The organism is Halobaculum sp. MBLA0143, assembly GCF_041361465.1.
Taxonomy (GTDB): Archaea; Halobacteriota; Halobacteria; order Halobacteriales; family Haloferacaceae; genus JAHENP01.
In genome coordinates, this window is sequence record NZ_JBGKAC010000001.1 from 2,301,261 (window position 1) to 2,327,234 (window position 25,974).

General features: G+C 67.8%; 28 protein-coding genes. 12 read left to right on the plus strand and 16 right to left on the minus strand.

The annotated features are described in order from the left end of the window. Window positions 1-175: 175 nt before the first annotated feature. Complete coding sequence (locus RYH79_RS11915; RefSeq protein WP_370899389.1) at window positions 176-1,024, minus strand: ABC transporter permease; 849 nt, start codon at window positions 1,022-1,024, stop codon at window positions 176-178. Continuing rightward, window positions 1,021-1,965, minus strand: a complete 945-nt coding sequence (locus RYH79_RS11920; RefSeq protein ID WP_370899391.1) for an ABC transporter ATP-binding protein — start codon at window positions 1,963-1,965, stop codon at window positions 1,021-1,023. Before RYH79_RS11920 ends, RYH79_RS11915 begins: the two co-directional genes overlap by 4 nt. A 149-nt stretch (window positions 1,966-2,114) precedes the next feature. Between RYH79_RS11920 and RYH79_RS11925 the strand changes: the two genes are divergently transcribed. Both RYH79_RS11925 and RYH79_RS11930 read left to right on the plus strand, forming a co-directional pair. Then, entirely contained in the window at window positions 2,115-3,332 is a 1,218-nt protein-coding gene (locus RYH79_RS11925; RefSeq protein WP_370899393.1) for an outer membrane protein assembly factor BamB family protein, read from the plus strand. Between the two features lie 61 nt (window positions 3,333-3,393). Then, entirely contained in the window at window positions 3,394-3,819 is a 426-nt protein-coding gene (locus RYH79_RS11930) for a PPC domain-containing DNA-binding protein (protein WP_370899395.1), read from the plus strand. A gap of 9 nt (window positions 3,820-3,828) precedes the next feature. Here RYH79_RS11930 and RYH79_RS11935 read toward each other — a convergent pair whose 3' ends face one another. Next, complete coding sequence (locus RYH79_RS11935; RefSeq protein ID WP_370899396.1) at window positions 3,829-4,353, minus strand: DUF7984 family protein; 525 nt, start codon at window positions 4,351-4,353, stop codon at window positions 3,829-3,831. Between the two features lie 213 nt (window positions 4,354-4,566). Here RYH79_RS11935 and RYH79_RS11940 point away from each other — a divergent pair, with 213 nt between their 5' ends. Then, the gene (locus RYH79_RS11940; RefSeq protein WP_370899398.1) at window positions 4,567-6,489 is read left to right on the plus strand and encodes a beta-CASP ribonuclease aCPSF1; all 1,923 of its coding nucleotides are present in this window, start codon (window positions 4,567-4,569) and stop codon (window positions 6,487-6,489) included. Window position 6,490: 1 nt separating this feature from the next. Here the strand turns inward: RYH79_RS11940 and RYH79_RS11945 are convergent, their stop codons facing one another. The 3 genes from RYH79_RS11945 to RYH79_RS11955 form a co-directional block, all read right to left on the minus strand. After that, complete coding sequence (locus RYH79_RS11945) at window positions 6,491-6,868, minus strand: hypothetical protein (RefSeq protein ID WP_370899400.1); 378 nt, start codon at window positions 6,866-6,868, stop codon at window positions 6,491-6,493. Window positions 6,869-7,136: 268 nt separating this feature from the next. Next, the gene (locus RYH79_RS11950) at window positions 7,137-7,499 is read right to left on the minus strand and encodes a hypothetical protein (protein WP_370899402.1); all 363 of its coding nucleotides are present in this window, start codon (window positions 7,497-7,499) and stop codon (window positions 7,137-7,139) included. An 11-nt stretch (window positions 7,500-7,510) separates the two neighbouring features. Further along, the gene (locus tag RYH79_RS11955; protein ID WP_370899404.1) at window positions 7,511-8,665 is read right to left on the minus strand and encodes a hypothetical protein; all 1,155 of its coding nucleotides are present in this window, start codon (window positions 8,663-8,665) and stop codon (window positions 7,511-7,513) included. Window positions 8,666-8,910: 245 nt separating this feature from the next. Between RYH79_RS11955 and RYH79_RS11960 the strand changes: the two genes are divergently transcribed. Then, window positions 8,911-9,255 (plus strand): hypothetical protein, encoded by a 345-nt coding sequence (locus RYH79_RS11960; protein WP_370899406.1) that lies wholly within the window; start codon window positions 8,911-8,913, stop codon window positions 9,253-9,255. Between the two features lie 35 nt (window positions 9,256-9,290). Here the strand turns inward: RYH79_RS11960 and RYH79_RS11965 are convergent, their stop codons facing one another. Then, window positions 9,291-9,617, minus strand: coding sequence for an MTH1187 family thiamine-binding protein (locus RYH79_RS11965; protein ID WP_370899408.1), 327 nt, complete (start codon window positions 9,615-9,617; stop codon window positions 9,291-9,293). A gap of 101 nt (window positions 9,618-9,718) precedes the next feature. Between RYH79_RS11965 and RYH79_RS11970 the strand changes: the two genes are divergently transcribed. The 3 genes from RYH79_RS11970 (at window position 9,719) to RYH79_RS11980 (ending at window position 12,113) form a co-directional block, all read left to right on the plus strand. Beyond that, window positions 9,719-10,777 carry a YihY/virulence factor BrkB family protein gene (locus RYH79_RS11970; RefSeq protein WP_370899410.1) on the plus strand — a complete coding sequence of 353 codons (1,059 nt, stop codon included), beginning with the start codon at window positions 9,719-9,721 and terminating at the stop codon, window positions 10,775-10,777. Between the two features lie 26 nt (window positions 10,778-10,803). Next, complete coding sequence (locus tag RYH79_RS11975) at window positions 10,804-11,076, plus strand: hypothetical protein (protein ID WP_370899412.1); 273 nt, start codon at window positions 10,804-10,806, stop codon at window positions 11,074-11,076. Between the two features lie 203 nt (window positions 11,077-11,279). Then, window positions 11,280-12,113: an NAD+ synthase gene (locus RYH79_RS11980; RefSeq protein WP_370899414.1), complete on the plus strand. Its 834-nt coding sequence runs from the start codon at window positions 11,280-11,282 to the stop codon at window positions 12,111-12,113. A 7-nt stretch (window positions 12,114-12,120) separates the two neighbouring features. Here the strand turns inward: RYH79_RS11980 and RYH79_RS11985 are convergent, their stop codons facing one another. Next, window positions 12,121-13,701, minus strand: coding sequence for a succinic semialdehyde dehydrogenase (locus tag RYH79_RS11985; protein WP_370899416.1), 1,581 nt, complete (start codon window positions 13,699-13,701; stop codon window positions 12,121-12,123). Window positions 13,702-13,875: 174 nt separating this feature from the next. Between RYH79_RS11985 and RYH79_RS11990 the strand changes: the two genes are divergently transcribed. Together RYH79_RS11990 and pheA are read left to right on the plus strand one after the other, a co-directional pair. Further along, window positions 13,876-15,096 (plus strand): sensor histidine kinase, encoded by a 1,221-nt coding sequence (locus RYH79_RS11990; RefSeq protein ID WP_370899418.1) that lies wholly within the window; start codon window positions 13,876-13,878, stop codon window positions 15,094-15,096. Window positions 15,097-15,184: 88 nt separating this feature from the next. After that, entirely contained in the window at window positions 15,185-16,003 is an 819-nt protein-coding gene (gene pheA / locus RYH79_RS11995; protein WP_370899420.1) for a prephenate dehydratase, read from the plus strand. 48 nt (window positions 16,004-16,051) lie between these two features. Here the strand turns inward: pheA and RYH79_RS12000 are convergent, their stop codons facing one another. From RYH79_RS12000 to RYH79_RS12010, 3 genes are all read right to left on the minus strand, one after another. Next, window positions 16,052-16,741, minus strand: coding sequence for an HAD hydrolase family protein (locus tag RYH79_RS12000; RefSeq protein ID WP_370899422.1), 690 nt, complete (start codon window positions 16,739-16,741; stop codon window positions 16,052-16,054). Between the two features lie 101 nt (window positions 16,742-16,842). Further along, window positions 16,843-17,298, minus strand: coding sequence for a 30S ribosomal protein S19e (locus tag RYH79_RS12005; RefSeq protein ID WP_370899424.1), 456 nt, complete (start codon window positions 17,296-17,298; stop codon window positions 16,843-16,845). Window positions 17,299-17,352: 54 nt separating this feature from the next. Further along, entirely contained in the window at window positions 17,353-18,375 is a 1,023-nt protein-coding gene (locus RYH79_RS12010) for a lysylphosphatidylglycerol synthase transmembrane domain-containing protein (protein WP_370899426.1), read from the minus strand. 152 nt (window positions 18,376-18,527) lie between these two features. Between RYH79_RS12010 and thiL the strand changes: the two genes are divergently transcribed. Beyond that, window positions 18,528-19,400 (plus strand): thiamine-phosphate kinase, encoded by an 873-nt coding sequence (gene thiL / locus RYH79_RS12015; protein ID WP_370899427.1) that lies wholly within the window; start codon window positions 18,528-18,530, stop codon window positions 19,398-19,400. Here the strand turns inward: thiL and RYH79_RS12020 are convergent. The 4 genes from RYH79_RS12020 to RYH79_RS12035 all read right to left on the minus strand — a co-directional run bounded on the left by RYH79_RS12020 (window position 19,397) and on the right by RYH79_RS12035 (window position 22,714). Beyond that, complete coding sequence (locus RYH79_RS12020; RefSeq protein ID WP_370899429.1) at window positions 19,397-20,533, minus strand: site-2 protease family protein; 1,137 nt, start codon at window positions 20,531-20,533, stop codon at window positions 19,397-19,399. The two genes, thiL and RYH79_RS12020, sit on opposite strands and share 4 nt — an antisense overlap. An 84-nt stretch (window positions 20,534-20,617) precedes the next feature. Continuing rightward, complete coding sequence (locus tag RYH79_RS12025; RefSeq protein ID WP_370899431.1) at window positions 20,618-20,878, minus strand: DUF7123 family protein; 261 nt, start codon at window positions 20,876-20,878, stop codon at window positions 20,618-20,620. 311 nt (window positions 20,879-21,189) lie between these two features. Beyond that, window positions 21,190-21,960 carry a molybdopterin synthase gene (locus RYH79_RS12030; protein ID WP_370899433.1) on the minus strand — a complete coding sequence of 257 codons (771 nt, stop codon included), beginning with the start codon at window positions 21,958-21,960 and terminating at the stop codon, window positions 21,190-21,192. A 25-nt stretch (window positions 21,961-21,985) separates the two neighbouring features. Then, the gene (locus RYH79_RS12035; protein WP_370899435.1) at window positions 21,986-22,714 is read right to left on the minus strand and encodes a class I SAM-dependent methyltransferase; all 729 of its coding nucleotides are present in this window, start codon (window positions 22,712-22,714) and stop codon (window positions 21,986-21,988) included. Window positions 22,715-22,813: 99 nt separating this feature from the next. Here RYH79_RS12035 and pyrH point away from each other — a divergent pair, with 99 nt between their 5' ends. Continuing rightward, window positions 22,814-23,527 carry a UMP kinase gene (gene pyrH, locus RYH79_RS12040; protein WP_370899437.1) on the plus strand — a complete coding sequence of 238 codons (714 nt, stop codon included), beginning with the start codon at window positions 22,814-22,816 and terminating at the stop codon, window positions 23,525-23,527. Between the two features lie 45 nt (window positions 23,528-23,572). Next, on the plus strand, window positions 23,573-25,279 hold the full coding sequence (gene lysS, locus RYH79_RS12045) for a lysine--tRNA ligase (protein WP_370899439.1): 1,707 nt from the start codon (window positions 23,573-23,575) through the stop codon (window positions 25,277-25,279). On the opposite strand, the gene RYH79_RS12050 is transcribed toward lysS, so the two are convergent. Beyond that, window positions 25,276-25,869: an EMC3/TMCO1 family protein gene (locus RYH79_RS12050; RefSeq protein ID WP_370899441.1), complete on the minus strand. Its 594-nt coding sequence runs from the start codon at window positions 25,867-25,869 to the stop codon at window positions 25,276-25,278. The two genes, lysS and RYH79_RS12050, sit on opposite strands and share 4 nt — an antisense overlap. Window positions 25,870-25,974 lie beyond the last annotated feature (105 nt).

The window sequence follows — 25,974 nt, forward strand, 5'->3', positions numbered from 1 at the left end:
AGGGGGTGCGGCTCCCGCCGCTGGTGTCGTCTCTCTCTCCGGGCAGTGACGCGAAAAGGCCTTTCTCTCTGGGCCGCTCGTCGGCACAGCCGCTCGGGTGCCCGGTCGTCCGCCCGCTCGGGTGCCCACTTTCCCGCTCGCCCGCCCGTCGGTCTCGCGGCCGCTCACCGGCTCGCTACAGGTCCGTCCGCTCGAACCGTGCCAACCCGGCGATCGGCGGGACGACGAGCCACACCGCCAGCATCAACACCGCGGACAACTCCGTCGCCTGTTGGAACGCCTGACCACCGGCCGACGGCGGCGCGAACAACGTCCCCGAGAGGAACTCCCGAGAGACGATCTTGAACGCCCCGGTGGGGTTGAGCACCTGCATCAGCGTCTGGAGCTCGGAGACTGTCAGCGGGAGCCACGCCGGGCCGCCGTTCAGCCCGAGCACGAACGGGAGCGCGTTGTTGATCCCGCCGAGCACGACGGTGAACAGGAAGTACACCCCGACGGCGGCCGCGACCGCGACCGTGCTGGAGCCGGTGGCCGCCGAGAACCCCACCGCGATGGAGACGTACACCGCAGCCAACACGACCATCAGGAGGAGGTAGCCGACGTAGTCCAACGGCGCGAACTGGAGCGGACCGACCGCCGCGACCAACGCCGGCACCAGGAAGCCGACGAACAGAGGGACGCCGACGGCCGCCGTCCGGCCGATCACCTTCCCGGCCACCACGTCCGCCCGGGAGTGTGGCAGCGACAGGAGGAGCTTCAGCGAGCCGGACTCCCGCTCGCCGACGACGGCGCCGTACGCGACCACGAGCGCGATCAGCGGGACGAGGAGCGTGGTGAACCCACCGTTCATGAACCCGAGAATCGCGCTCGTGGAGAACGTCTGGGCCTCGGACGACGAGAGGAACTGCGCGCCGATCAGCATGAAGCCGGTGGCGATCACCACGAACACCGCCGCCAGCCCCAGCAGCCACCGCGACCGCACCGCGTCTCGGAAGTCCTTCCGAGCGACGGCCTCGACGCTCACCCTCCCACCTCCGTCGCCGCGGCGGGCTCGTCGCCGTCGTCGCCGGCGTAGTGGAGGAACAGGTCCTCCAGCGACGTGTCGTCCGTCGTGAAGTTCTCGACCACCACGCCGGCGTCCTCCAGCGCTCCGACGACGTCCGTCTTCGCCGCCGGATCACAGTCGACGGTGACCGTCCCGTCGCCGTCCGTCTCGGCCCGGTCGACGCCCTCGAGCGCCCGCACGGCCGCCAGGTCGTCGTCGCTCGCGGCGTCGACGGTGACGATCAGCCGCTCGCCCGTACCGACCGCCTCCCGGAGCTCGTCGATGCTGTCCTCGGCGACGAGCTCCCCGTCACGCATGATCCCGACGCGGTCACACACCGTCTCCACCTGCCCGAGGACGTGCGACGAGAAGAAGACGGTCGCCCCCCGGTCCGCCTCCGACCTGACGATCTCTCGCATCTCCTTGGCCCCCTCCGGGTCCAGTCCGGTCGACGGCTCGTCGAGAATCAGCAGGTCCGGGTCGCCGACCAACGACATCCCCAAGACGAGCCGTTGGCGCATCCCCTTGGAGTAGCCGCCGGCCTTCCGGTCGCCGTCGCCGTCCAGACCGACCCGTTCTAGGATCGCGTCCGGGTCCGCCGTCGCCTCCTTCGACTCGATGGCGAACTCGACGTGTTGACGACCGGTGAGTCGGTCGTACACGTCGTACCCCTCCGGCAGGACGCCGATCCGCTCCCGGACCGCCGTCGGCTCCGCCTGTGCGTCCAGCGACAACACCTCGACGCTCCCGGCGGTCGGCCGGACGAAGTCCAGGAGCATGTTGATCGTCGTCGACTTGCCGGCGCCGTTCGGCCCGAGGAAGCCGTAGATCTCCCCGGACTCGACCGTGAGGTCGAGATCGCGGACGGCGACCACGTCGCCGTACCGTTTGGTGACGCCGGACAACGAAATCGCGGTCATACGGTCGGATTCTGCCGGTTTCGCTTAAATGGTTTGGGACGGTGGCGCGCGGCGGCGGTGTGCGAGGTGCGGCCTCGGTCGCCGACCGTGAGAAGTAGTCCGACTGAACTGTAGGAGGCCTTTAATTCCAGAAGTCGAACGTCCACCGTATGGACACGCCGACGAAACGGGATGTCCTCCGAACGTTCGGCAGTGGCCTCGTAGCTGCGGTGGCCGGCTGTGGCGGTCGCCGCTCCACGGAGACACCGAGTCGAACCGTGACGCAGTCGCCGACGCGAACCAAAGTGACACCGGCGGCAACCGAGACACCCGACGAAGCCGCGCCACCCACAGAGACCGAGACACTCACCGAGACTCCGAGGCCGATACCGCGCGTCGCGTGGCGTCACGCGACGGGTGACGACATTCAGTCGTCGCCGGCATTCGCCGACAAGACTGTCTTCGTCGGATCACGCGCGGAGACGGTGTCGGCGCTCGACACCGCTGACGGGACCGTACGGTGGACCGTCGAGACGGCTGCACCCGTAGTCGGCGGCGCGACAGTCGTGGATGGGACGGTGTACATTGGTACCGAGGAGGGAGTGTACGCGATCGCCGCCGCCGACGGGAGTGTCGAGTGGGATACCCGTCGCGTCGGGTACATCCGTTCGCGGCCGACAGTCGAGGGTAACACCGTCTACGTCGGGAGTCGTGACAGGTACGTGTACGCGCTCGACGCCGAGAGTGGGACCGTTTCGTGGGAGAGTGAGGTCGGTGTGACCCAGCACTCACAGATTCTCTGTTCACCGGCCGTCGCCGATGGCACTGTCGTCGTCGGAACTGGCGATCGAAACGCGGTCGCAGTCGACGCCGAGACGGGAGAGGAACTGTGGCGGAGCAGCGTCGCCGGTCGGGTGTACGCCGATCCACTGATCGACAGAGATGTCGTGTACATCGGTGACTCCCGAGGTTTGGTCGGCTTCGATCTCTACTCCGGCGACCGCGTCAGTCGTGTCGAGACGGACAGACGTGTAGAGGGCCTCACACGCGGGCCCGACGGACTGTATCTCGGGGGTGCCAGAGGCGACATCGGCGGCTCGGTCGTCGCCGTCTCGTCCGACGGGAGACGTGTCCGGTGGAAGCAGACGCTCGGGCAGTCGGTGGGCTGCGCGTCGTCCGTTGCCGACGGGACCGTCTACGTCGGGACGACAGATCGGAACAACAGAGGACCACCCGGACGTGCCTTCGCGCTCGACACCGAGAGCGGTGCCCCCGACTGGAGAGTTACACTCGACGCCGGTGTACGCACGGACCCCGCGGTCACCCCGGAGGCGATCGTCGTCGGCACCGAGGCCGGCGACGTGATCGCGCTGGACCGTTCAGTTTGATCCACCCGCCGCCGTCACCGCCATCTCAAACCCTTTCCCGAGCGCCCACGACGTTCCAGTCATGCGACACCGCGAAGTCGAGACGGACGCGGAGTACCTCGCCCGGATGGAGACGGGCGCAGACTGGCGCGAGGAGATCGAGGCGCTGGCAGACGAGGAAGACGTGGACGCGGGGTGGTTCGCCGCGATGGGTGCCGTCCGGGCGGCCGAGCTGTGGTTCTACGACCAACGCGAGAAGGAGTACCACGCCGTCGAGTTCGACGAGCCGTTGGAGGTGGCGGCGTGTGTCGGCAACGTCTCCCTGCTCGACGGGGAACGGTTCGCCCACACTCACGCGGTGCTGTCGCGGGAGAACGGCCAGGCGCTGGCGGGCCACCTGAACAACGCCCGCGTGTTCGCCGGCGAGGTGTACCTCCGGTCGTTCGCGGAGCCGTTGGAGCGGGCACACCACGACCAGACGGATCTGGACCTCTGGCTGAACGACTGACTCCGTCGCTCACTCCACGCCGAAGGGGCTCTCGGCGGCCGTCCAGTCCCAACCGGGGAGTCGCGTCTGGAAGCCGGCCGCGAGCGCGGCGTCCAAGTCGTCGACGCCGGCCGGGTCGTCCCCGTCTTCTCCGAGCGCGTCGGTGTCTGGGGGGTCGGTGTCTGGAGCGTCGGTAGCGAGGGCGTCGACGACGTGGAACGTCGCCTCCGCCAGCGTCGCCAGGGGCTGGCCGCCGGCGATACTGCTCGCCAGGAGTCGGCCCAACTGCTCGTCGACGACGAACCCCGGGTAGTCGTCGGTCACGTCCAACTCCCGGAGGAGGCCGGCGAGCGCGGCGACGTTGACCGCGCGGTCGCCGTCGGCGAAGACGGCGTCCACCTCCGCGCGGTACGCCGTCGCGTCGACCGGGTCGACGGTCGTGTCGAACGCCGTCCCCAGCCGCGCGCGAGTCTCGTTGATCGTCGCCACCACCGTCGGAGCGCGCTCGTGGAGCCGGTCTCGCTCGGCCGCGACGCGCTCGGGGGTGAGTCGCACACCCCCACGACGGCTGCCTGCGGTTTGCAGTTTGCGAAGGCTTTTGTAATCGGGCGAGTGAAGTGGGTGGTAAGCGGGTTCTCGTCGCCTATCGAGCGACTAATCGTCGAACCCGACTCCGGAGAGGGCCGGGTCGGACGGCACTCGTCGGGTTCGACACCGCAAAACCACCATGTCACGGGTCAGATCCACGCTACACCCGTTCTCGCAGCCATGAGCCAAGTCGAACGTCAACTCGAAGAGACGAAGGCACAGATCGAGGCCGAGATTCCCGACGATATCTCCGTCACGGACGTCACCTACGAGGGGCCAGAGCTGGTCGTCTACACCAGACACCCCAAACAGTTCGCCCGCAACGGCGACCTCGTCCGCGACCTCGCCTCCGAGCTCCGCAAGCGCATCACCGTCCGGCCACACCCGGACGTGTTGTCGCTCCCGCGGGAGGCGGAAGACGACATTCGGGAGATCATCCCCGACGAGGCCGGTGTCGCCGACCTCGACTTCCACCAAGACACCGGTGAGGTGGTGATCGAGGCGGAGAAGCCCGGACTGGTCATCGGCCGTCACGGCTCCACCCTGCGGGAGATCACGAAACAGGTCGGCTGGACGCCCGAGGTCGTCCGGACACCTCCCATCGAGTCGTCGACGGTGTCGAACGTCCGGAACTTCCTGAAACACGAGCGCGAGGAACGCCGAGACATCCTGGAGAAGGTGGGCCGACAGATCCACCGCGAGGAGATGTCCGACGAGCAGTGGGTTCGGATCTCCACGCTGGGCTGTTGCCGCGAGGTGGGTCGTGCGGCGTTCGTGCTCAACACGGCCGAGACACGGGTGCTGATCGACTGTGGCGACAAGCCCGGCTCCGACGACGTGCCGTACCTCCAGGTGCCGGAGGCGCTGGGCGCCGGCGCGAGCAACCTCGACGCGGTCGTGCTCACACACGCCCACCTGGACCACTCCGCGTTGATCCCGCTCCTGTTCAAGTACGGCTACGACGGGCCGATCTACTGTACGGAGCCGACCCGCGACCTGATGGGGCTGCTCACGCTGGACTACCTCGACGTCGCGACCAAGGAGGGGCGGACGCCGCCGTACGACTCCGAGCAGGTCCGGGAGGCGATCAAACACTGCATTCCGTTGGAGTACGGCGACGTGACGGACATCGCGCCGGACGTGAAGCTGACGATGCACAACGCAGGCCACATCCTCGGGTCGGCGGTGTCGCACTTCCACATCGGCGACGGGCTGTACAACGTCTGTTTCTCCGGCGACATCCACTACGAGGACACTCGACTGTTCAACGGGGCCGTCAACGACTTCCCGCGGGTGGAGACGCTCGTGATGGAGTCCACCTACGGCGGCCGGAACGACTACCAGACGGACCAGGAGGACTCCGAGGAGAAGCTGTTGGAGGTCATCAACGAGACCCACGAGCGCGGCGGGAAGGTCGTGATCCCGGCGTTCGCGGTCGGTCGGTCACAGGAGATGATGCTCGTCTTGGAGGAGGCGATGCGAACCGGGAAGATTCCGGAGATGCCGGTCCACCTGGACGGGATGATCTGGGAGGCGACTGCAATCCACACCACGTACCCGGAGTACCTGCGTGACGACCTCCAGGACCGGATCTTCCACGAGGACGAGAACCCGTTCCTGGCCGACCAGTTCAACCACATCGACGCCGGCGAGGAGGAACGCCGGGAGGTGGCCGACGGGGGGCCGTGTATCGTCCTGTCCACCTCCGGGATGGTCACCGGCGGCCCGATCATGTCCTGGCTGCGTCACCTCGGCAGCGACACGGACTCCACGCTCACCTTCGTCGGCTACCAGGCACAGGGGACGCTGGGCGACAAGATCCAACGCGGCCAGGACCGCATCCCCGTCCAGGATCCGGACGACCCGCGGCGCAACAGCACACTCAGCCTGGAGATGAACGTCGAGACCGTCGACGGCTTCTCCGGTCACGCCGACCGCCAGGGGCTAGAGAACTTCGTCCGGACGATGAACCCCCGCCCGGAGAAGGTGCTGTGTGTCCACGGCGACGAGCGGTCGGTACAGGACCTCTCGTCTGCGCTGTACCACGACTACAACATGCGGACGTTCGCGCCGAAGAACCTGGAGACGTTCCGGTTCGAGTGAGTCAGGCGTAGATTTCGAGAGACAGCTTCACCACCTGGCCGTCGTAGATTACGAACCGACCGACCTCGGAGTCGTCGGGGTGGTCTGGAAGTCGTTCGTAGGCGCGTACCGTAGCCCGCAGTTGGGGGCTCGGGACGCCGACGACGACCGGCTCCGCCGTCCCGTTCGACTCGAACGCGGCGACCGCCTGCTCCGTCGCGCGCCGGATCTGTCTGTTCTCGACTTCGGACAGCGGCACCGGATCGACGCCGGACGGTGCCGACGAGACGACGATCGCCTCCATTTGACCGCCGTTCGTCGGTGTTCCGACACCGATGCCAGCACAGCCGGTAGTCAGGAGGAGCAAGGCGACGACGAACGTTGCAGCCAGCGGTCTCATGCGACTGTGAAGTCTGCTTGTTGCTCTTCGTTAAGCATTTTACTATACATCAGTCGTATTTTGTAGTTTCTTATGCACCGGTGGCCGACCGCTCTCGAGAATCAAACTCCGCTTCGTTTTCTAAACTGATTCCCTTCGATTCAACCCCACACTGTCAAGTCATCAAAGGATGGCACTCTTTGCCTGTGCCTATACCACGGCCACGACGTGTAGACGTTCACTCCGGTGGCGTGGGAACGTTCCAGCCCGGGTAGATCGACACTCGCGGTTAGCTGTAGACGAGTAGAAGAACTCTAACCACGCGATCACGGTAGACTACAAACCGCCCCAGACTCTCCTCCGCCTGGCTCTCGGGGAGCCGTTCGTACGCACGTTCCGTCTCGTCCAGTGCCGGTCGCGGAACGGGAATGGTGACGGTCTCGGCTGTTCCGTTCGAGTCAAACGCGACGACTGCCTGCTCTGTTGCCCGCCGGATCTGTTCATTTTCGACTTTGGACAGTGGCGTCGGATCGACATCGGAAGGTGCCGACGAGACGACAACCGCCTCCACCTGCCCGCCGTTCGTCGGCGTTCCATTAGTCACTCCTGCACATCCGACAACACTGACTACCAAGAGAACTCCGACAGCCACACTCAGCTTTTTCATACCGTTATATTTAATTTTTCCTCTCCGTGGATTATTGTAGTGGCATAGCAACTGTCTCCGCCTGCTGCTCCATTATGAGATGCGATCATCAGCGAACGGCCGTTCTCTACATTATACCAAGGCCCGCCAGAATCGCCATCTTTCTCGTTTCCTTTTCCAGCATACACCCTACCTTTTTCACCTCCAGAGTAATTAGTAAACTTCATTTTATTTCTCCCAGTTGTCTTTCCTTGTCTATATATTTCTTCATTTGAAGATGCCATATCTTTTAATTTGTCTTTTGCTATTACTCCATATATTTCCAGTCCCATATAGTTGTTCTCTCCTTTGTCAGCAATATCATATTTTCTAGATTCCCCATTTGAGTGGAACATACCGATATCGCCTTCTCCGTAAGGAGTGTACTTCTTACTCTCACCGAGGAATGTTGTACAACAAGTTGCTGGCTGATATATATCCACCCCTTTCTGTCGTTTTAAGACGTGTGCTGCGGTGATCCATCCTGGTTGTGAGTTCCCCATGTCATAGGCTGGACATCCAATAGTTCCATTGCTAAAGTCTCCACGCTCTAGCTGACATCCAGCAGGAACCGGCCTATATAATGAGCTGTACACTGCGCTCTGTTGTAAAGATTCTTTTTCCAACATAATTGGAATATTACTAATACGATGAGATCGGCCGTCATACTCCACTGTTCCTGAGGTAGCATCTGGAAGGCGCTGTTGAACCTTATCAAGTGAAACGGGGGGTTGGCGTTTGATTTCTTTGCCCTTCTGTTCTGGACCCGATCTGATCGTAGTATAAGATACACGGATGACAGTCTCACTATATTTATTGCTGTTTACATCTGGAGTTACTGATACAAATGGAATGTCTTTTACTTTATTCCTGATTTTTTGTGCAGCATTATAAGCTGTCTCAGTGCGGACCCACTCATCCCGTGGAATCGTGTGGAACTTAGCTTCGCGCGTTGGTTTCGCGCCGTTCACAACCGCCCTGTGATTCGTGTGCTGGTACGAGTGAGTCCGGACGATCGTATTAGTATCGTCAGCAGTCGCTGCTGCAATCTCCTCAATCTGCCCAGTAGCGAGTGCCGTTGCCGATACACCGAGTCCAGAGAGGCTCTTGACGAGACGACGCCGCCCCATCACACGCAGTTTTCGTTCTGTCGACCGCTGTCTCCCGTTCAACGCGGTCTCTGCGACAGGTGTGTTGTTACTGTTCGTCTCGGCCTGATTACTTTCGCCCGTTATAGATTCGCTTATGACACACCTACTTTATAGCTTTTTTATAAACTTTTGACATTCATGAGCAGGACCGTCAGATGTAGTCGAGACGCTGTCTGGTCGGAGAACAACCCCTATGATTAATCAGCACGCCGTCGCACTGGTGTAGTATGAAACGGCTCTGGGGGGACGAGGGCACGACGGAGGCGTTCAGACGAGAGTTCGCGGGGTGGGCCCGCGACCACGGCGGCGAGCTCGTCGACCGGGCGGACGACGCCGTCTTCTGTCAGTTCGACGCGACGGACGAACACGCCAGCTTCGAGATCGGCGTGTACGAGGCCGGCGGCCAGCACGTCCTCCGGTTCGACACGATCCGCGAGGAGATCGAACTGAAGGTGTTGGCGGAGTACGCTATCGACGGCTCCACGCTCGTCGTCAAGTCCGACCAGGGGAGCCGAGAGTTCGAACTCGACGTGGCGAGCGGCAACTGGAGTGTCCGGAAACGGCCGATCTGAGCCGGTGGCTCAGCCGTCGTCCGGGTCCTGGTGGCTCAGCCGTCGTCCGGGTCCTGGTGGCTCGTCGCCGGCCGTCCAAGCGCCTCCTCGACAGCGTCGACTTTCTCGAAGGCGCGTTGGTCCGACGCTCGTTTGTCGTCGATCTTGAGGAACGTGCTCACGCGGTCGCCGTCGACGGCCTCGTGGGCCGCCTGCACCGCGTCCAGCAGCGTCCCGATGTCGTCCGTCTCGATCACGGTGCCCATCGGGTTCGTCTCGTAGGCGACGCCCGCCTCGTCTAAGGCCGCGACGGCGTCGGCCACGTCTTCGGCCATGCTGTCTTCCGTCACCGGCGCGACCGACAGGAGTGCGATGACTGTCACGGACGCCACTCCGGGCGCGTCCGGCAAGACGTTGTGGGACACGGCGGGACACCCCAGGATGGGCCGCCCCCCTTTTTACGGCCGACCGTGTAGTCAGCGGCGTGTCACGAGCGACGAGAGCGGTCGAACTCGGGCGGGCGGTGGTCCACGAGGCGCGGGCCGAGCAGCTGACGTTCCTCGCCGGCAGCATCGCCTACCACGCGTTCGTCTCGTTGCTGCCGCTCCTGTTGCTCGTCTTGTTCGTCCTGTCGGCGTTGGGCGGGCTCGCGCCGACGGAGGCGGTGTTCGCGCTCGTCGCCGCGGCGCTGACGGACGGCACCGCAGACGTGTTGTTGGCCGAGCTCCGGCGGGCCAGCGCCTCCCGACAGCTGTCCCTCGCGGGCGTCGCCGTGCTCGTGTGGGGGACGCTCCGGGTGTTCCGTGGGCTCGACACCGCCTTCTCGGACGTGTACGAGACGGAGTCGGCAAACGGCTTCCTGGACCAACTGCGGGACGGGCTCGTCGTCTCCGGGGCGTTCGGGCTGTCGGTGGTAGTCGCGGCGACGCTCCACGCCGCGGTGCCGGCAGACGGTGCCGGCCTCGGTCCGACGCTCGCCAACCGGCTCGTGCTCGTCGTCGGGCTGGCGGTGACGCTGTACCCGATGTACTACGTCTTCCCGGACACGGACGTGACCCCGGCGGAGGTGGTGCCGGGGACGCTGCTCGCCGCGACGGGGTTGACTGCGTTCGTCTCCCTGTTCGGACTGTACGTCCGGTGGAGCGGCGAGCAGCCCGAGGAGAGCGTGCTCGCGGCGATTCTGGTGTTCCTGACGTGGCTGTACGTCTCCGGGTTCGTGGTCTTACTGGGCGCGGTGGTCAACGCGGTGTTGTCGAACCGGAGCGCGGACGTGTCCGTACGGCCCGTGATCGGCGACGCGGCGGGCGACGACGGACCCGGCGACCGCCGTGGCGCCGCGACGGCGCCGACGGACGCCGACCTCGCGGCGCTGGAGCGGCTGCTCGCGGACGGCGTCGTCGAAGTCGGCGGCAGCGACGACGCCCTCGCGCTGCCGGCACCCTCGGCCGTCGCGGTCGAGCGCGACGGCGACGGCCCGCGCGTGACGCTGTCGTGGGACGGCGACGGCGCCACGGCCGACGGCGACCGCGGCCGAGGGGATTAGGTCGCTGGCGTCCGGAGTCGGAGTCGATGTACCGGTCACACCCAGTGCGACGGCTGTGTGAGGCGCCGACCGCCGGAGAGACGGTGACGCTCGTCGTCGGGTTCGACCCGGAGACGACGGACCGAGACACGCTGACGGCGGAACTGTCCGCGGACGCGACCGTCGTAGCGTTGCCGTACGACACTCTTCGGGTGACGGTGCCACAGCCGGCCGTCGCCGACGTGTGCGAGCTCGACGGCGTCGTCCGGGTCGAGACGGCGAACGTGATCGACCTCGGGGACGCGGGCGAGGACGTGTAACGGCCTCGGGACGCGGGCGAGGACGTGTAACGGCCTCGGGACGCGGGCGAGGACGTGTAACGGCCTCGGGGAATCGAAGAGAACACGCCCCCGTGCGCCGCAGGACCGAACGAACGTCCACCGAGAGGCGAGAAGCTGGACGGACGCTCGTCGCTCTAGCGTGATCGGTAGCGTATTAGTCGTCCGGGCCCGAACAGTGTGTGATGAGTGGTCAGACGGTTCTACAACGCGACGACGTACCGCTCGACCTCCGGCTGTCGGAGGCAGAGTTGGAAGCGACGCGGGAACACTTGGTCGAGTTCGTTCGAGAACAGGTGGAGACGGCGGGTGCCGACGGGGCCGTCATGGGTCTGTCCGGCGGAATCGACTCCACGACCGTCTCGCACCTGGCCGTCGAGGCGCTGGGTGCCGAGAACGTCCACGGTCTGGTGATGCCGTCGGAGGTGAACGACGACGAGAACATGAGCGACGCCGAGCGGGTGGCGGAGCTCCTTGGAATCGACTACGACGTGGTCGAGATCGAGCCGATCGCCGAGCAGTTGTTCGACCAGCTGCCGGAGGCGGCCGACGACCAGATGGCTACGGGCAACGTCCGGGTGCGGCTCCGGGGTGTCACGAACTACTTCGTCGCCAACGCCGACGACCGGCTCGTGCTCGGCACGGGTAACCGGAGTGAGGCGCTGACGGGGTACTACACGAAGTACGGCGACCAGGCGGTCGACTGCAACCCCATCGGCAATCTGTACAAACAACAGGTCCGTCAGTTGGCCGACCACATCGGCGTCCCGACGGATCTCGTCATGAAGACCCCGTCGGCAGGCATGTGGGTCGGCCAGACGGACGAGGAGGAGCTGGGCCTGGACTACGACACGCTGGACTCCATCCTGGCGGTCCACATCGACGGCGGGCTGTCGACGAGCGCGACGTGTGAGACGCTGGACGTGACGGAAGACCAGGTGTCGGCCGTCCGCGAACTGTACGAGTCGTCGGCACACAAGCGGGCGATGCCGCCGGCGCCGGACGCGCTCGGGCTGTAGAGTAGCCTCAGCGAATCCAGCGAGGTACTTTTCGCAGGAGACGGGCGACAGTGGACAGCCCGGCGGCCCACAGTCGATCCGGGACGCCCTCGGGGCCGACCGGCACCGGGCCGCCCGTGGCGACCGTCTGGGCGTCCGTGTACCGGAGCAGTCCCTCCGGGCCGTGGCGACGGCCGACGCCAGAGTCGCCGCGCCCACCCATCGGCGCGTCGACGGCCGCCCAGGCGGCGGCGTACCCCTCGTTGATCGAGACGGTGCCGGTGTCGATCCGGCGAGCGACCGCCCGGCCGCGTTCCTCGTCGCCGGTCCACACCGCGCCGTGGAGGCCGTACTCCGTGTCGTTGGCCCGCGCGACCGCCTCGTCCGTGTCCGAGACGGGGTAGAGCGCGACCACCGGCCCGAACGTCTCCGTGTCGTGTGCGGTCGCGTCCGTCGGCACGTCCGCGAGGACGGTCGGCTCGTGGAAGTACGGTCCCAGGTCCGGGCGCGGCTCCCCGCCCGTCAGAACGGTCGCCCCGCGTTCGCGGGCGTCGTCGACGTGGTCGCGGGTCTTCTCGAACTGTGCCTGCGACAGCAACGGCCCCATCTCCGCCCGCCAGTCGTAGTCGAACCCGAGTCGGATCTCCTCGACCGCCTCCACGAACGCGTCGCGGAACTCGTCGTACACGTCCTCGTGGACGAACAGCCGCTCGGTCGTGATACACAGTTGGCCGGCGTTGGCGAACGACGACCGAACGGCCCCCTGGGCGGCTGCCTCCGGGTCGGCGTCGTCCAACACGAGCAACGGGTTCTTGCCGCCGAGCTCCATCGAGACGGGGACGAGGTTCTCGCCGGCGAGTGCGGCCACCTCCCGCCCGGCCGCGGTGCTGCCGGTGAACGAGACGTAGTCGACCCGTTCGACCAGGTTCGGCCCCACCTCCGGCCCGCGGCCGGGGACGATCTGGAACAGGTCGGCGGGCACTCCGGCCTCGACGAGCAGTTCCTTCGCCCGGGCGGCGACGTGGGTGGTCGCCTCTGCGGGCTTGCAGACGACGGCGTTGCCGGCGACCAACGCCGGGAGCGCGTCGGAGACGACCAGCGTCAGCGGGTAGTTCCAGGGGGCGATCATCCCGACGACGCCGAGGGGGTGGTGGTGGACGTCCGCCCGGGTGAGCAACGGGATCACGCCCTGGCGGCGCTCGTCGGCGAGCGTGCTCGCGGCGGTGTCGGCGTAGTAGCCGGCGGTGACTGCCACGTCGAACACCTCCTCTGCGGCGTCCCGGCGGGACTTCCCCGTCTCGCGCTGGACGAGACTCGTCAACGACTCGCGGTCGTCGAGCACCGCGTCGGCGACCGCGTCCAAGACCGCCGTGCGGTCCTCGACCGAGCGCTCGCGCCACTCGGCGGCCGCCGCACGGCCGTCGGCGACGGCCGCCTCCACGTCCGACTCCGTCGCCGTCGGCAACTGGGCGTACTCCGTGCCCGTCACGGGCGACTCGACGGGAATCGACGGCTCCCCGGTCGCGGTCAGCTGGTCGTGGAGCGCCGCGAGGCGGTCCTGGGACCACTCGCTGGGTGTCACGACCCTCCCGACGGCCGGGACGAACATAGGAACGACGGTTCCGGTCGGAGGGTGAAAGCGGGAGCAGTACTGACTGCTCGAGCGATCGGGAGCGATACTGATCGTTCGGGAGCAGTCGTGAGCCGACACGTTCCGGCGGGTCTAGTACGATGGAGTAATAGTAGGGTTCACCACAGCGGCGCTCCCTTCCTCGACGAGACGATGGATGGGCACACGCAGTCGGACGGGCCGGACGACGGGGGTGAACGGCACGACCACGGCGAGGGAGCGACGGAGGCGGCACGGCTCCGTCGGCTCCACCGCGCGACCCGCGAGATGGTGAGCCGGGAACGAGTTGACGCCATCGCCGACATTGCGACGAACGCGGCTGCGGACGTGCTCGGATTCGAGCTCAACTCGGTGCGAGAGTACGACGAGGAGACGGAACGACTCGTCCCGCTCGCGGCTGCCGACCGGACGGTCGCGGTCGCGGGCGAACGCCGGGCCTACGACCGGGGCGAGACCGTCCAGTGGGAGGCGTTCGACGCCAGGGAGGCGAGAGTGTACCAAGACGCGGGCGCCATCGACGACGACGTCGACCGGCCGGGCGGCGGAAGTGTCTTGATCGTCCCGTTGGGCGACGACGGCGTGCTCACGCTGGGCACGTTCGAGCAGGAGGGCATCGACGAGGCGGACGTGGAACTCGCACGGGTGTTGGCCGCAAACGTCCAGACCGCCTTCGAGCGTGCCAGACGCATCCGACTACTGAAACGGCGCGAGGACAGTCTCGCGGCCGTCGAAGAACGGTTGGACCGCTTCGCCAGTCTCGTCGCTCACGAGTTCCGGAACCCGTTGGCAATCGCCGCCGGCCACCTAGAGCTGACGGTTCCCCGCGACCCGGACGACGAGCACAGCCTGGAGGCCGCCCGCGACGCGGTCGACCGGATGGACCGGCTGACCGAGAGTATCCTCGACCTGACGAGCCAGCGCGGGCTGACGGACGGGACGGAGAAGGTGACTGTCGGCTACGTCGCGCGGTCCGTCTGGGACGACTACGCTCCCGGACCGGCCACGCTGGAGTGTGACTCGGAGCTGACGGTGACTGCCGACCGGAAACGCCTCACCACTCTGTTCGAGAACCTGTTCGACAACGCCGTCGGGGTCGGCGGGCCCTCCGTCACGGTCACCGTTCGCGCCCGCGAGGGCGGCCCGGGGTTCGTCGTCGCCGACGACGGCCCCGGCTTCGATGCCGACGACCCGACGGAGCTGTTTCAGTACGGTGCCACGGTGGAGGCCGCGGGCACCGGCCTCGGGCTAGCGCTCGTCCGCGACATCGCCGAAGCCCACGGCTGGACCGTCGACGTGGCGTCGTCGGACGACGGGGCGACGTTCGTGTTCTGCACCGACGGTGACGAGGATCACGCCGCCGGCACGACTCGGTGACGGAGAACGACACACGCCGGGCGTGTCGGCGTCGAGATCTCGCCGCCACCCCACGGATACTTGGGCCCGGGCGACGGCAACTGTGGGTATGCAAGCCGTCACGCTCGGTCCAGCCGGGACGTACTCACACCGCGCCGCGGGCGCCGTCGCCGACGAGGTGGCCTTCCGGGAGTCCGTGACGGCCATCGTCGAGGCCGTCGTCGCCGGGGAGTTCGGTCGCGGGGTCGTCCCGGTGGAGAACAGCATCGAGGGGTCGGTGACGGAGAGTCTGGACGCGCTCGCCGACGACGGTGTCGCCGTCCTCCGAGAGGTGGTGACGCCCATCCGACACGCTCTGTTGGCACAGTCGTCGGACTTCTCGTTGGTCGCCTCACACTCGCAGGCGCTGGCGCAGTGTCGGGAGTACCTGGAACGGGAACACCCGGACTGTCGCCGCGAGGCCGTCGCCTCCACGGCCCGCGGCGTCGCCCGCGCCCGCGAGGACGACGGCGTCGCCGCGATCGGTCACCCGGCCAACGCCACGGAGGCGGAGCCGACGCTGTCCGTGCTCGCCGAGGACATCCAGGATCGGTCGTCGAACGCCACCCGCTTCCTCGTCGTCGGGCCGGAGTCGAAGCGGTCGGCCGCCGGGGGCAAGACCTCCGCCGTCGTCTACCCGGCCGCGAACTACCCCGGGCTCCTGTTGGAGCTGCTGGAGGCGTTCGCCGACCGCGACATCAACCTCACGCGGGTGGAGTCGCGCCCGAGCGGGGAACGGCTCGGCGACTACCTGTTCCACGTCGACTTCGAGGCCGGACTGTACGAGGACCGCGCGGCCGCCGCCGTCGACGCCGTCCGCGACATGGTCGCCGAGGAGGGCTGGGTCCGCGTGCTGGGGTCGTACGACACGGAACACGTGGTCGCCTGACGCGCCGCGGGCGCCTCCGTCGGCGGGAGCGCCACACCCGCCGACGCCTCACTCGAACGTCGATCGGACGCGACGCATCGCGGCGAGCGTGCCGTCGAAGTACGACTCCGACAACACGGTGTCTGCGGCCGCGCGTGCGGTCGCGTCGCAGTTGGCGACGGCGAAGCTCCGGCCGGCGGTCTCGAAGGTGGAGGCGTCGTTCTCGCTGTCGCCGACGGCGACGAACTCGGCGGGGTCGCGGTCCAGCGCCGCCGCGACAAGTTCGAGCCCGTGCCCCTTGCTGGCGTCGGGCGCCTTCAGGTGGTAGGCGTAGCCGGTGTCCAGCAGCTCCAGGTCGAACTCGGCCGCGACCTCGCGCAGCAACGACTCGTCTGCGGTGAGTCTGGCGGCCACCTCCGTCTCCCGCCAGCGGTTGACCGTGTCGGCGTCGCCCCAGCCGAGGTCACCGCCGCGGTCGCGGAACGCGGCCGTCGCCCGTTGGACGCGGTCGGGGTCGCCGGCGTACGACACCGCCCCGCCGACGAGCGTGACGCCGCCGTTCTCGGCGATCACGCGCTCGGCCACGTCGAGGAAGCCACACAGCGCGACCGGGTACGGGAACGCCTTACCCGTGGCCAGCACGACCGGGGCGGGCCAGGCCGGCAGTTCCGCGAACGCCCGCGGGTCGATCCGCCCGGAGCCGTCCGTGAGTGTGCCGTCGATGTCGAGCGCCAGCGGCGGGAGGTCGTCTGTCGTCACGTACGCTCGTGTCGGGGCGGTCGAAGTATAGTGTCGTCGGAGTCGGCCGTGTCACGACGCCGTCGCTGTGGCGGCGAGCGACACGGGAAGACACCCGAGAACTAGGCGTAGCGTTCGAGCTCCGGACGGTCGAGCTCCTCCAACACGTCGCCGGCGACGTCGTCGAGGAACGACCGGCCGTCGTCGGTGACGCGGCGGCCCTCACCCTGTGCGGTCTCGACGAGCCCCTCCTCTTCCAGTTCCTGGAGGATCGTCCGGATGATGTTCCGAGAGCCGTCGACCTGGCTGGGCGGAGCGACCCGGTAGCGGGTGGAGCCGGACTTGGCGCCGCCGTAGTCGGTCGCGAGTGTGCCGACGCCGACCGGCCCCTGGTCTGCGACCTTCCGGAGCAGCGACGCCGCCCGGACGAACCAGAAGTCCTCCTGCTGGGGGGGTAGCTCGCGGTCGACGCCGGTCGTGACGAACTCGGCCCACGCCGGTTCCTCGATTCGATCCTCGAGCCGGTCGGCGACCTCGTCCAAGAGGTCCTCCGCCGGAACGTCGTAGAGGGTGACCATACGGGCTGATTCGCAACCACTCCGCTTAAACTCGTCGTCTCGACCCGGAGCGGGCTACCCGAACACGTCGACGCCGATCCAGGAGACGACGAGCCCACCGATCAACACCGGAACGCCGAACACGGCCGCCCGGAACAGGATCACGGCCGCCCCGACGGTCGCGCCGGGGACGGGCAACAGCACGGTCAACAACGCGATCAGGACGGTCTCGATGAAGCCGGAGCCGCCGGGGGTCGGCGTCGCCCCGGCGACGGCCCCCATCGGCACCGCGAACATGATGACGACGAAGTCGACGGGCTGGCTCAGCGCCTGGAAGGCGAGCCAGAGTCCGATCATCTGGCAGAACCACCCCAGCGTGGACGCGGACATCGCCAACGCGAGCCCCTTCGGGTCCGTCGCCACCCGTTCGATCGCGCCGAAGAAGTGTTCGATCCGCTGGGCGACGGACTCGGGGCTGGGCTCCGACACGCCCGGCAGCCCTCGGGCGACCCGTTGGACCAGGGGCGTCAGCCGGCCGACGACGAACCCGGACAGCGACGCCCGGTAGCGCCAGGCAGTGTAGCCGCCTACCGGGACGGCGACGGCCAGGAGCACGGCGACCCCGGTGGCGAACCGGAGCTGACGCGGGAGCGTGATCCGGGTGGCGTAGTAGGCGGCCCCGAACAGCGCGAACCCGATGGACGGGAAGAAGTTGAGCGTGTCGACGCTGGCGATGGCCGCCAGACTCCGTTCGTACTCCGCGTCCGTCACCTGGGAGATCAGGAGCGCCGTCACCGGCTCCCCGCCGGCCTGGCCGAACGGCGTCACGTTGTTCGAGAACATCGCGCCGTTGAACACGAGAAACGCGACTCGCGGGCGGATCTTCTCCCCGAGGACGGACAACACGGTCCGGAGCGCCAACCCCCAGGCGAACAGCCACACGAGGATCGCGCCGACGACGAGGGCCAGCAGTCGCGGCTCCGCGCGTAGAATGTTCTCGGACAGCTCCCCCACGTCCAGGGTGTAGACGAGCACCGCCAGGACGCCCGCAGCGGCGAGGAACCCGACGACAGTGGCGCGGAGACGGTCGCCGTCCATGCGCTGGACGTGTGACTGGCGCGGGTATCAACCCAGCGAAACGTCGCCGGCGACCGATCGTGCCGTCCAGAACGGGCGACCGGTCGTGCCGTCCAGAACGGGCGAGTGGAGCCGACCGGAACCCGTTTCCGCCCGGCTCCGGAACCGCGAGTATGGACGAACGCGAGGCGCTGTCGTTGTTGGCGGCGGAGCTGCCGACGGCCGGCGACGACGCCGCCGTCGTGGACGGCAGCGTGTTGACGACGGACATGCTCCACGAGACGACGGACTTCCCCGACGGCGTGACCCGTGCCACGGCGGGTTGGCGAGCGGTCGGCGCCTCGCTGTCGGACCTGGCGGCGACGGGGGCGGAGGCAGTCGCGGCCGTCGCCGTCTACGGCGCCCCGGGGTTCGAGGCCGACGAGCTCCGCGAGTTCCTTCGGGGGGCACGCGAGGTGTGTGAGAGCGTCGACGCGGAGTACGTCGGCGGGGACTTAGACGAGACGGCGGAGTTCACCCTGGCGACGACGGCGCTGGGCCGGACGACGGACGCGGGGCCGCTCGGGCGGTCGGGAGCCACCGTCGGTGACGCCGTCTGTGTCACTGGTCGACTGGGCCGCACCGCGGCCGCCCTCTCGTGTTTCGCCGACGGGGAGACCGAACGAGGCAACGAGCTGTTCCGGTTCCCGCCGCGGGTGGCCGCCGGCGTCGCGCTCGCTCCGCACGCCACCGCGGGGATGGACGTGAGCGACGGGCTGGCGCGGTCACTCCACCAGATGGCCGCGGCCGGCGACTGCGGGTTCGCCGTCGACGGCGACAACGTGCCGATCCACCCCGCAGTGACGGGGGAGCCGTCCGAGCGGCTCCGGGCCGCGACGACCGTCGGGGAGGACTTCGAACTCCTCGTGACCGTGCCGGCCGAGGGGGTGGCCGACGCCCGAGCGGCGTCGCCGGTCAACCTGACGGTCGTCGGCGAGGTGACCGAGTCGGGCGTCACACTGGACGGAGAGCCGATGGCCGACGAAGGGTGGAGCCACGGCGGCTAGATCGTCGCCACTTCGATGGGGACGAGCATGAAACAGAGGAGTCCGGCGAGGAAGGTGAACAGCCCGACGGCGACACGGCGGCTGTCCAGCTCCGTGTCGTCGATGGGGTGTGCCGGGCCGCGGTAGGCGATGAACGCGGCGAACACGCCCCAGAACGCCCACAGCCCGACGGACTCGTTGAGACTGAGCCCACGGACGAAGTGCAGGTACCCGGAGACGGCGAACAACGCCACCGGGACGAGCGCGGCGATCCGTTCCTGGTGTCGGCCGGCGATGGCTCGGAGGATGTGGCCGCCGTCCAGTTGGCCGACCGGCAGCAGGTTCAGGAGTGTGAAGAACATCCCGATCCAGCCGCCCATGATCACCGGGTGGGTGACCTGTGTCGCGGAGTCGTACCCGGTCGGCTGGCCGAGCACGGTCGCGATCAGGTCGAGCAACGGCGGATTGTTGAACACGATCACCTGGGTGCCGGCCGAGACCGTCCCCGGCGGCACCTCCATCGGCCCCAACAGGAGCCCGATGGCGGTGACGACGACGGTCGCCGCCAGCCCGGCCAACGGGCCGGCGACCCCGATGTCGAACAACGCCTCTCGGTCGGGCATCCGGCTGCGCATCCGAATGATCGCTCCCATCGTCCCGAACGGGAGGAAGAAGGGGATGACGTACGGGAGCGACACGTCGACGCCGTGGTACCGTCCCATCACGTAGTGGCCGAGTTCGTGTGTCATCAACACCCCCAGGACGGCGGCGGTGAACGGCCACGCCTCCAACGCCGCCAGAGGGTTGCTCGTCAGCTCCGACACGGGGATGTAGTACCACCCCACGGCGCCGACGAGCAGCGTGCTGAGTATCGTGGCGAAGAACAGCCCGATGTTGACCCACGGGACGCCCTGGACTCCGGTGGAGTACTCGCGGGCGACGATCACGTCCCGGCCCGTGCCCGTGTCGGTGGTCTGTACGTCGTAGCCGAGTTCCCTGAACGGCTCCCACAGCCGTTCGAGTAGTTCCCGCTCGGACACCTCGGAGACGCCGTAGTAGACGATCCGTTTGCCGTCGCTCCGGATCTGTGTCAGGTGGAACACGTCGTCCAACTCCGGCGGGCGGGGGGCCGACTCTGGGTCCGCGGCACTCATCGTACTTCTTTGGCTACGGACGATCAAAAGTCCTCGCACGAGGCCGAACTGCGACGGGAGACCGCGGGGACCGTGCTGTCGCCGCTACGCCTCGGCCGGCTCGATTCGCCAGGTTGTCGCACCCGTGTACGACCACTTCTCGACGGTGAGTTCCGTCGCGGATTCGCTGAGCTTCACCATCAGGGCGCCGATCTCTTTCGGGGAGAGACCGACGTCGTCTGCGATGAACTTGCTCTTGAAGTACAGTTCACCGTCCTCGACACGGTCGAGGAGGTACTGCTTCAGCTGGGTCTCCTTGGAGGAGTCGTCCGTCTCGGCGGTGGAGGGGTCTGCCGTAGTGCTCATGGGCTTCACTCCCGGCTACACCCCAGAGGGTGTTATAAATCCCAGAACGTTCGGCGACGTTCGGTTCTGTTCGGCCGGTTTGTCGCCCAAAATGGTGAAAACCGAACAGTTTATCGACGTGCGAGAGCCGTCGAGACGTTTTACAACTGTCTCTCGTTGTTTCTTTCTCTGGATCGTTGTGGTCGGCCGTCAGACAGTGTTCACCCCCGGGAGTGAGAAAACAATCGGCTTCGGCCGAGTCGTGTTCCGCGGCGCGCGACACGACCGGGCGTGCCCGACGCCGTGTTCGCTCGTACACGTGTTGTGACAACTCACTCGTGCTCGTGAGTCCAGAACTCGTCCGAGACGGTGGTCTCCTTCTTGAAGATGGGCACCTCGGACTTCAGCCGGTCGATCCCGTCGGAGACGGTCTCGAACGCCTCCTCCCGGTGGCCGGCGAGGACGACGACGAACACGATGTCTTCACCGTCCGGGATCACGCCGACACGGTGGTGCGTCCACACGCCGAACACTCCGTCGCGGGCCGCCAGCTCCGCCTCGATCTCGGCGAGGCGGCGCTCTGCGACCTCGTCGTACCGCTCGAACGCGAGGTGTGTGGTGCGGTCGTCGTCCGGGCCGTCCTTCGCCCGGACCCGTCCGGTGAACGTCGCCAGCGCCCCCGAGCGGTCTGTCCCCTCGGCGTCCTTCGCCCGGGCGACCAACGACGCCAACGTGACGTACGGCTCGACCGACCGGACGGTCTCGGCGAGTTCCGCCGCGGACAGCTCCCCGGCCGCCTCGACGCGCCGGACGACTCGACCCGGGACCTCGCGGTCGCCGACGACGACCGTCGGGAGCCGGAGTCGAGAGAAGCCGGCGACGAGCGCGTGGTCGTACTCCGGCGCGAGGCGGTCCAGGACGGCCGAGAAACTGTCGTCCGTCGCGCGGGTCTGGCGGTCGCCGTCCGGCGAGAGCGTCACCGTCACGGCCCCCGTCTCGGGGGCGGGGACCTCGCCGGCGACGACCGTCGCCGTCCGGCCGTCCAGTCGCTCGGCGACGGCGGCGAGATCCGGCTCGGCGCCGACGACACTCAGGGTCTGCACACCACGACAACGGCGCGGGAGGCTGTTAGCCCTTACGTGCGACGTCGACGACGAGACACTCGTCGGCGCCGCGTTGGAACTCGAAGTCGACAGACCGAATCTCAGGGTCGTGGCCGGCCCGTTCCAGTTCGAGCAGGAGGTCGTCCAACCCCTCGTACCGGTGCGTGGAGAAGTCGACGAGCGGGAACACCCGTACCTCGCCGCGGGCGACCCGGCACAGCTCCCTGATCGCGGCGACGTGGAACCCGTGGTCGAACTCCCCGGCGTACAGACACAGGAGGTGAGAACAACAGACCAGGTCGAAGCTGTCGTCCGGGAACGGGAGGTTCGGGAGTGCCGCCGGGAGATACCGGCCGGGGTTGTCATCGTAGTCGGCGAGGAATCGGCCGAGCGCGCTCCACCGGTGGCTCGCCAGGTCGTCGGTTCCGTCGTACGTCTCCCACACGTACAGGTCCTCCACGCCGTCCAGGGCCGCGACCGCCCGGCGAAGGTCACGGCGGCCCCGGGCCGCGACCGTCTCGGTGTCGGCACCGTACACCGGATCGACTGCGTACGCGTCCGCGCCGCGCGCGACCGCACCGGCCGTGAACCCGCTGGCCCCGCCGGGGCAGTCGAGCACCCGCGCGCCGGACAGCTGCGACGGCTCCAGCCCGAACAGTCGGCTGTACTCGTCGAACGTCCGTCCGAGGAAGGCGACGCCGTCGATCTCGTAGGCGCGGTCGGGCTCCGCACGCTGCTCTGTGGAACACGCCATCAGTGTACATGTCTGTACATTCAAGGATACAAAAGTCCTGTGTAGTCGGCCGGTGTCGCTTCGGGAATCTTAAGAGTGGATCGACGGTAGACGGGAGCGATGAGAGTCGTACTGTCGCTCGGGGGGAGTGTGCTCGCGCCGGAACTGGACGGCGAGCGGGTGGCCAGCCACGCGGCGGCGGTCGAACGGCTCGTCCGCGACGGCTGTGACGTGGGTGTGGTCGTCGGCGGCGGCGGCGTGGCCCGGGAGTACATCGAGACGGGCAGAGAGATGGGCGCCAACGAGGTGGCGCTCGACCGCTTGGGAATCGACGTGACTCGGGTGAACGCCAGACTGCTGCGGGCCGGCTTCGGGGAGGTCGCCGACCCGACGCTGGCGGCGGACTACGAGACGGCCGAGGCGGCGCTCGGGCGCGGTGAGACGGTGGTGATGGGCGGGGTGACCCCCGGCCAGACGACGGACGCCGTCGCGGCCGTGCTCGCGGAGTCCGTCGGCGCGGACCTGCTCGTGTACGGCACCGGCGCCGACGGCGTGTACGACGCCGACCCGGCCGCCGACCCGGACGCGACGAAGTCCGACCGGCTGTCGCCGTCCGAACTCGTCGACCGTATCGCGCCGATGAGCCGCGACGCCGGCGCCTCCGCCCCGGTGGACCTGTTCGCCGCCAAGCTGATCGAACGCGCCGGAATGCGGACGGTCGTCTTGGACGGGACCGATCCCGACGCCGTCGCCGACGCCGTCCTCACGGGCGAGCACACCGGCACCGACGTCGTCCCGGAGGGCGGGGCGGAGCCGTCGTACTGGGCGCACTGAGGCCGGACCGACACACACACCCCCGAGGGGACCGTCGGTCGGAGTATGAGCAGCCACGAGGCGAACGCGGCCGACGACGCCGCGGACGCGACCGCCGAGACCGACCTCTCGCCCGGGGTCGACGCAGACGAACCGGAGGGTGGCGAGACGGACCACCACGTGTTCTGGGCCGACGCCGTCGCCGACGAGATTCTGGCGCGCGACCCCGACGAACCGATCGTGATCAAGGGCGGCGTCTCCCCGTCTGGGATCCCCCACCTCGGTCACTTCAACGAGATCCTCCGGGGGTACTTCGTCGCCGAGGTGCTCCGCGAGCGCGGGTACGCGGTCGAACAGGTGTTCACGAGCGACGACCGCGACGGCCTCCGGAAGGTGCCCCGGAACCTCGCCACCGAAGACTGGGAGATCGTCGGGCTGGGAGCCGTCGACGGCGGCGCGCTCGGGCGCAACCTCGGCGTACCGTACACGGACGTGCCGGACCCGTTCGGCGACTGTCACGACTCGTACGGCGACCACTTCACGGCGCTCCTGCGGGACAGCGCCGACGCCATCGGCGTCCCCGTCGTCTTCGAGTCGAACACGGAACTGTACGAGTCCGGGCGGTTCGACGACGCCGTCGACACCGTGTTGTCGGACGACGACGCCGCCGCGGTGTTGTCGGAGTTCCAGGCGTCGGCGACGGCCGACGACGTGCCGTTCATGGCGCAGTGCCCGGAGTGTGACCGGCTGACGACGGACGTGTCCGACGTGAACTCGGACGACCGGACCGTCGCGTTCGCCTGCAGCGGGATGGAAGCCGGCGGCGACCAGATCGACGGCTGTGGCGCGGAGGGCCGGGTGTCGCTGCGCGACGGGAAGCTCCCCTGGCGGTTCGAGTGGCCGGCACAGTGGGAGACGCTGGGCGTCGACTTCGAGCCGTTCGGGAAGGACCACGCCGAAGGGTCGTGGCCCTCCGGCGAGGAGATCGTCCGTCGCGTGTTCGACGCAGAGCCGCCCGTCCCGTTCGTCTACGAGTGGTTCACGCTGGACGGGGAGGCGCTGTCGTCGTCGTCCGGCCACGTCGTCACCGTCCGGGAGGTGCTGGACCTGATCGGGCCGGAGGTGGTCAAGTACTTCTTCCTCCGGAACCCCGGACGGGCGAAGGACTTCGACGTGAGCCGGCTGGACCAACTGGTCGACGAGTTCGACCGGTTCGAACGGCTCTACTTCGACGAGGAGGACGGGCCCGAGGAGTTGGAGGCGCTGGCGGACCGGGCGTACCCGTTGCTCGTCGACGAGGTGCGGCCAGACCGGGTCCGACTGCCGTACACCTTCGCGGCCGTGCTCGGGATGGTGGACGACCGGGAGTTCCGGGTGCAGATGGCCCGCGACGAGGGCCACTTCGAGGAGGACACCCCGGAGTGGGCGATCGAGGCGGCGCTCGAACGGGTGGAACGCGCCCGGCGGTGGGCCGAGCGGACGGACAACGCCTACAACTACCGGCTCCAACGGGACCTCCCGGCCCACGAGTTCGACGACGCCACCGTCGCGGCGTTGGGCGATCTCGCCGACTTCGTCGCCGAGGGCCACGACGGCGAGGCGATTCAAGGCGAGGTGTACGAGGCGGCCAAGCGCCACGACGTGGACGTCGGCGAGTTCTTCCAGGCGGGCTACCGGCTGTTCTTCGACGACACACAGGGGCCGCGGCTGGGTGAGTTCCTGGGAGAGCTCGAACGGGAGTTCGTCGTCGAACGGCTGCGCCGGGAGTCTTAGCTCAGGCCCAGCCGGGCGAGCCCGCGGCGTGCGAGTGCGCCGGTCGACAGCGAGGCGCCGAGGTACCAGACGAGCCAGAGTTTCACCGGGCCGATCACCGCCGCAGACCAGGCGACGGTGCCGACGACCGGCAGAACCACCGCGGCGGGGGCGACGGCGGCCGCCGGGGCCGCGAACGCCCACCGCAGCCAGATGAACGCCGGAACGGAGACCGCGGCGCTGTACGCCGCCGGGCGGAGATTCTCCGCGAGCGCCGTGAACATCTCCGAGCTGATCTCCTCTTGGACCGCCGGGTCCACGTCGCCGTCCGCCTCGGTGATCCGGTCGCGGAGCTGTTCGACCCGGTCGCGGGCCTGCTCGGCCCGGTCGCCGTCGCGGACGACCGCCCGGGCGAGCGCGCTCGTGACGCCGGAGGCGCCACCGAGCACGACGATCAACGCCGAGAACGGGAGCCAGACGGACAGGGGGGCGAGCAGGCCGCCGACGCCGGCCACGACCAGCTCCCGCACCGGCGCGACGGCGTAGCCGGTGGCGAGCAGGAACGCTAACGACGCGACGAGTTTGTCGGTGAGCGTCCAGAGTCCAGACACACCAGCCACTTGAGTCGGGACCGATTATAAAACTCCGGGCAGTGTCGCACGTGTCGGAACCCGGACGCTCGCTCGTCCGACGGGGCTTGCGGCCGTCGAGCGTGG